General features: G+C 61.4%; 5 protein-coding genes. 1 reads left to right on the top strand and 4 read right to left on the bottom strand.

Annotation, left to right across the window (positions count from 1 at the left end):
- The 3 genes from AC5JJ6_RS36000 to AC5JJ6_RS36010 form a co-directional block, all read right to left on the bottom strand.
- Positions 1–245: sigma factor (locus AC5JJ6_RS36000; RefSeq protein WP_496046644.1), on the bottom strand; the 245-nt coding region annotated here is incomplete at its 3' end.
- Between the two features lie 394 nt (positions 246–639).
- Positions 640–2,124, bottom strand: coding sequence for a RimK family ATP-grasp domain-containing protein (locus AC5JJ6_RS36005; RefSeq protein WP_496046645.1), 1,485 nt, complete (start codon positions 2,122–2,124; stop codon positions 640–642).
- Positions 2,125–3,288 (bottom strand): GNAT family N-acetyltransferase/peptidase C39 family protein, encoded by a 1,164-nt coding sequence (locus AC5JJ6_RS36010; protein ID WP_496046646.1) that lies wholly within the window; start codon positions 3,286–3,288, stop codon positions 2,125–2,127.
- Positions 3,289–3,509: 221 nt separating this feature from the next.
- Between AC5JJ6_RS36010 and AC5JJ6_RS36015 the strand changes: the two genes are divergently transcribed.
- Complete coding sequence (locus AC5JJ6_RS36015) at positions 3,510–5,987, top strand: glycogen/starch/alpha-glucan phosphorylase (protein WP_496046647.1); 2,478 nt, start codon at positions 3,510–3,512, stop codon at positions 5,985–5,987.
- Between the two features lie 15 nt (positions 5,988–6,002).
- Here AC5JJ6_RS36015 and AC5JJ6_RS36020 read toward each other — a convergent pair.
- Positions 6,003–6,405 (bottom strand): isocitrate lyase/phosphoenolpyruvate mutase family protein (locus AC5JJ6_RS36020; protein WP_496046648.1); only part of this gene is annotated, 403 nt, incomplete at its 5' end.

Genomic DNA, 6,405 nt, shown 5'->3' on the forward strand with positions numbered 1-6,405 from the left:
CAAAGCTCGACCTTGGTGACATGCTTGTCGCGCTGGAGGTTGTTGAAGTGCAGGTTCTTCAGCATGGTGGTCAGCCACGCCTGCATGTTGGTCCCCGGTTCGAACCGGTGGGAGCGGGAAAGGGCGCGAGCCAGACAGTCCTGGGTCAGGTCTTCCGCACTCGACGCGTCACGGGTAAGCTTACAGGCGTAGCGCTGCAAATTCGGAATGCAGTTGACTAGTTCACTGTCGAACGAGTAAGCCATATGTACGCTCCAATCGTCTCTTGTTCGCGCGTTCTTGATCGCTGAGGGGCGGCACCGGGGCGCGGTGCGGTCCGGTCTAAAGGGACTGGCAGGTCCCGATGGGCCAGTGCTTCACCGGATCCTGTAAAGGCGGACTTGGTTTCAAGCCCCGCCCCGGAGTGCTGGTGGCAGCCGGCACTCCCAGGACCCGGATCTAATATCCGCTATCTTCCGAGTATTTGCTTCTCTCCCGATCGATCCTTTGCCTCTTCAGAAGCCGACCTTGGTTGAGCCCTTGGCGGCTCAGGCCCGGTTGCTCCGGTGTTGTGCGAATTCAACGTGGCGCGTTTCCGAATGTTCCACCGGTGGCAACTAAAGAAATTGTTTGTGTGCGTACAAATAAGCGGTATATCGCTTAGCCGCGGGCAACCTCCCCGTTTGTCCTACCATCCAAACGTCTTATGAACTCACGAACAATAATTTTATACAATTCATCCTTTAACCTCAGATCCTCGACCCCTGTATCAATATTAGGATTGTCGTTGATCTCGATCACGAATATCCCACGGTCATTCTGCTTGAGATCAACTCCATACAGGCCGTTGCCGATCAAGCCCGCCGCCTTGACGGCAATATCCACCACCGCTTTCGGCGCTTCATTTACGAGCATCGTCTTGAACGAGCCCTGCTCGAAACGGCCATCAGTACTGTGCTTGACGATCTGCCAGTGCTTCTTCGCCATTAGGTACTGGCAAACGAAGATCGGTTGCCGGTTCAAGACTCCGACCCGCCAGTCGAATTCCGTGTACATGAATTCCTGAGCCAATATTACGTCCGATTCTTCGAGCAGTGTCGCCGCGGTAGCTTCCAGTTCTCCTCTGTTCTGGACCTTGTATACGCCGCGGGAGAAGGAGCCGTCGGGGATCTTGAGCACGATCGGATAGGGGATCTGCTGCTCGAGCCAGGGAATCTTCCCGCGGTCGACGATGACTGTCTTGGGCGCCGGCAGGTTATGAGCCTTCAGAAGCTCCGCCAGATAGACCTTGTTGGTGCATTTCAGGATCGAGTTGGGATCGTCGATGACCACCATCCCCTCCTTCTCGGCCTTCTTCGAGAAGCGATAAGTGTGGTCGTCGAGCGAGGTGTCCTCGCGGATGAACAAAGCGTCATACTCCGCAAGACGCAGATAATCCTTTTTTTCAACAAGCTCGATCGTGATGCCGAGCGCTTCGCCGGCCTTGATGAACTTCTGAAGCGCCTTGGGGCTGCTGGGCGGCAGGGCTTCCTTGGGATTGTGCAGGATAGCCATCGTGTAGCGCGGGGCCAGCTTTTCCGTCGGTTCGCGCCAGCTCGACTTGGTGTAGGCGTCCAATGCTGTCCGGAAATGGTCTTCCTGGTCGGCGCGCAGGTCGTCGAGCGACAGCGGCTGGAGCGCGTGGATGTGCCAGTCGTCCTTGAGCCGGATCTGGATCTTCAGCATCGGACAGCGGAACAGATCGAAGGTCCGCCGCGTCAGGACCTGGAAGCGCCGGTCGTCGGCGCTGCCGAAGAAGCTGTAGAGCGTGAACGACGCTTCGGGCGGCTGCGCCATCTTGCGCAGGCGCCGCTTCAGCAGCTCCTCCAACTCGGCCAAGGCGTAGCGATAGATGCTCTTCTGGCTGAGGTCGAGGATCGTCTTGACCGACGGGATGACCTTGTGGGACCGCGCTTCGGCCAGCAGGGAGCAGTAATAGCCGGCTCCCAGGTAGCTGTAGGCCCGGCCGAGGTTGACGATCTTCGGATTGCGCGTGCGGACCAGTTCCGGACGGGCGATGTAATCCTTGGTCGTGAGAACTTCGAGGTCGGTGCGGTCGAATTTGAAGGAGGAAGACTTGTCGACGATGATCAGGTGAGACGACATTCAGTGATGATCCTGCCGGGAGCGTAGGACGACCATGGCCTTGAGCTGGGCCTTGCCGTAGCGGGCCATTCGCTCGAAGTCCTTCTTGAGGATGGGCATGTTGACGCGATCGGTGTCGCTGGTGTGCTTGGCTGTTTCGACCAGGGGATCGTGAACGTAGAAGAACCGTTCGTCGCTGCCGGCGACCACGACCCAGTGCGGAAACTTCTCGCGGTAGATCCGGTAGGAACTGATCAGCACGACGGGGATCGCCCCGGCCTCAACCAGTCCCGTCAACTCGCCGGCCCCGAAACCGCGATAGCTGACCCGGATGTCGGTTTCCGCGATCTCTCCCTGCATCTCTTCCTGGACGAGACGAAGCACCTCCTTCTTCTCCGAGCTGCGCACACTGTCCAGGAACAGCGCGCGGTCGTCGTTCAGCACCAGTTCGACATCGAAACCCCGGCGCCACGCCGACAGGGCCAGACCGTAGGGACCGCATCCGCCATGACCGGAGGTCATGAAGATCGTGGTCGATTCCCGCCAGATCCGGAGTTCCAGCATTCGGTTGAGTTCCAGCGCCGGATCGAGCGCCTTCATCGCCATCATGAGGGCGGAAGGTCCACAGGTGAAATCCAGAGTTTGTTCATAGTACGGCACTCTTCCGCTGGGTCCCGTCGCCGGCCGCAGGAGCTTTTCCAGGCGCAACGCTTCCATGTGGTCGGCGTAATAGTCTCGATAGATGCCGAACTCGCGGTAGCCGGCCCGGTGATAGAGGCCGATCGCCGCTTCGTTGTCGCGCCGGACCTCCAGCCGTATATAGACGCATTCATGATCCTTGGCCGCGCGCTCGGCTGCGTCCAGCAGGCGGTGCGCCACGCCGGTCCGGCGGAAATCGGGATCTACCGCGAAGGAATATAGCCTCGCCAGCGATGTCCCGGCGTTGAACAGCAGCAGGACGTATCCCGCGATCCGCCCCTCCGTCCTTCCGTCCGCGGAACCTGCCGTTTCCACCAGGCAGACAGCATTTCCTCGTTTGAGAAGGTAATTAAAGTTCCTTCGGGTGAGGCGATCTGACTCGAAAGAGCGATTTTCGACTTCCAATAGAGCGGATATATCCGAAACGGTAGCGCGTCTGATTGCCTTTTCCGATGAAATTCGTTGTATTACCGTAATATGGTCCACGTTCTCACCCTTCGGGACGGATATGGATCGCGCTCGTGTGAAATTATCCTACGCTCTTCACCGGTACAGGGAAGATGCGTCAGGTACAACCGGACATGCAGATCCGGATTAGCAACGCTCAGGAAGTGTTAACCTCAATACAGGTACACGTGTAGTCATTCGCGCGACGAACAGGGCGCGCGGTTCGAATCATGAAGTCGGCAGCAGAAAGTCTCGTATCCATGGACGCACGCTACAATCCGCGAAGCCTGGAACACCGGGGCCTGGACACGGAAGCCTTTAAAAGGTCGTTTCTGGAAGGTCTGGTTTACACGGTGGGCAAGGACACGCGAGCAGCCACCCGTCGCGACTGGTTCACCACATCCGCCTTCGGTGTACGGGACCGGCTTGTCGATCGCTGGATGGAGACCACGCGGAACTACTACAAGGCCGACGCCAAGCGGGTCTACTACCTGTCGTTGGAGTTCCTGATCGGTCGCCTGATGACCAACAGTCTCGCCAACCTGGGCGTGATGCAGGCGGTCGGCGACGCTTTGGACGGACTGGGCCTGCGGTTGGGCGATATCGTCGACATGGAGCCGGACGCGGCGCTGGGCAACGGCGGCCTGGGCCGTCTGGCCGCCTGCTTCCTCGACAGCATGGCGACGCTGGGCTTGCCCGGCTACGGCTACGGCATCCGCTACGAGTTCGGCCTGTTCGAGCAGCGCTTCGAGCACGGCTGGCAGGTCGAGCATCCGGAGCACTGGCTCCAGTTCGGCAACCCGTGGGAGTTCCCCCGGCCGGAGATCCTGTACCCGGTCCAGTTCTATGGCCGGGTCGAGGAGACCCGCGACAGCATGGGCGAACGGGCCTACAAGTGGATCGATACCGAGCGCGTGCTGGCGATGGCGTTCGACACGCCGGTCGTGGGCTATGGCGGCAAGACGATCAATACGCTGCGCCTGTGGTCGGCGCGGGCGACCAGCGACTTCCACTTCGGCCATTTCAACGACGGCGACTACATGAAGGCCGTCGAGCAGAAGATCCTGTCGGAGAACCTGAGCCGCGTCCTGTATCCGAACGATGCGACGGACGCCGGCCGCGAGCTTCGCTTCAAGCAGGAATACTTCTTCACCAGCGCGTCGCTCCAGGACATCCTGCGCCGCTACAGCCAGCATCACAGCGGCTTCGACCTGCTGCCGGAAAAGGCCGCGATCCAGCTCAACGACACCCATCCCGCCATCGGCATCGCCGAACTGATGCGCCTGCTGGTCGACAAGCACGCGCTGCAATGGGATCACGCCTGGGACATCACCCAGCGCACCTTCTCCTACACCAACCACACGCTGCTGCCGGAAGCGCTGGAAGCCTGGCCGGTGCGGCTGGTGGAGCGGGTGCTGCCGCGCCACATGCAGATCATCTACGAGATCAACGGCCGTTTCCTTCAGAAGGTCCAGGCGCGCAAGAGCGACGCCGCGACCCTGTCCAAGGTGTCGCTGATCGACGAGAACGGCGACCGCCGCGTCCGCATGGGCAACTTGGCCTTCATCGGCAGCCACAAGGTCAACGGCGTTTCCGGGCTTCACACGGAACTGATGAAGCAGACGGTCTTCGCCGACCTGCATACCGAATTCCCGGAGCGGATCAACAACAAGACCAACGGCATCACGCCGCGCCGCTGGCTGCACCAGTCCAACAAGCCGCTGTCCGACCTGATCACCAGCCGGATCGGCAGCGGCTGGATCAGGAACCTGGAAGAGCTGGAAGCGCTGAAGCCGCGCGCCGAGGACGAAGTCTTCCGCGAGGAATTCCGCCGGGCCAAGCGGCAGAACAAGAAGCGGCTGGCGGCCCTGATCGGGCGCGAACTGAACGTCGAAGTCTCGGTCGACAGCATGTTCGACGTTCAGGTCAAGCGCATCCACGAATACAAGCGCCAGCTCCTGAACGTGCTTCAGACCATCGCGCTGTACAATGACATGCGCGACAGCCAGACGGTCAACTGGGTGCCCGTCACCAAGATCTTCGCCGGCAAGGCCGCACCGTCGTACCACATGGCGAAGCTGACGCTGAAGCTGATCAACGACGTCGCCAAGGTGGTCAACCAGGACCCCTCCGTCCGCGGGCTGCTGAAGATCGCGCTGCTGCCGAACTACAACGTGACGCTGGCGGAGATCATCATGCCCGCCGCCGACCTGTCGGAGCAGATCTCGACCGCCGGCATGGAAGCGTCGGGTACCGGCAACATGAAGCTGGCGCTCAACGGTGCGCTGACGATCGGCACGCTGGACGGCGCCAACGTGGAGATCCGCGACGCCGTCGGACCGGAAAACATCTTCATCTTCGGCCTGACCGCCGAGGAAGCGGGAGCGCTCCGGCACGGCAATGCCTATAACCCGCGCGACGTGATCGCGGCCAACCCGCCCCTCAAGCGGGCGCTGGACATGATCGCGAGCGGCGTCTTCTCGCCCAACGACCCGCACCGCTACCGGCCGCTGATCCAGGCGCTGACCGACGGCGGCGATTCGTTCCTGGTGACGGCCGACTTCCAGGCGTACCGGGAAGCTCACGAGGCGGTGGCCGACCTCTACCGCAATCCGGACCAGTGGACTCGGAAGGCCGTCATCAACACGGCGTCGATGGGCTGGTTCTCCAGCGACCGGACCATCGCCGAATACGCATCCGAGATCTGGAACGTCGAGCCGGTGCTGCCGGAAGAGTAAGGAAGGCTTCGTCCTTCAGGAGAACGGGGTGCCGGGCCCGTGGCCCCGCACCCCGTTCGGGTTTGGCGGAACCGCGCAGGCCCCCCAGCAGCGGTCCAGTTCCAGTGAGTGCGCGGTGCCCATCAACTCTTCCCGCTCCTTGAAGGTGACCATGTCCCCGGCCATGGCCGCCGTGCTGCCGTCCTCGGCGATGCAGTGCAATGCCCGCCTCATCGCGGCGATGGCGGCACGCTGGAGATCGCTGGGCATGATGACGAGCTGGTAGCCGAGTTCGGCCAGACGGCGGGTCGGCAGCAGCGGCGTCTTGCCGCCCTGGAACATGTTGATCAGCTTCCAGCCGGGCACCCGGCGGGCGATCTCGGCGATCTGCTCCTCCGTCGTCGGCGCTTCCACGAAGACCATGTCGGCGCCGGCCTCG

Source organism: Skermanella sp. (assembly GCF_059503625.1).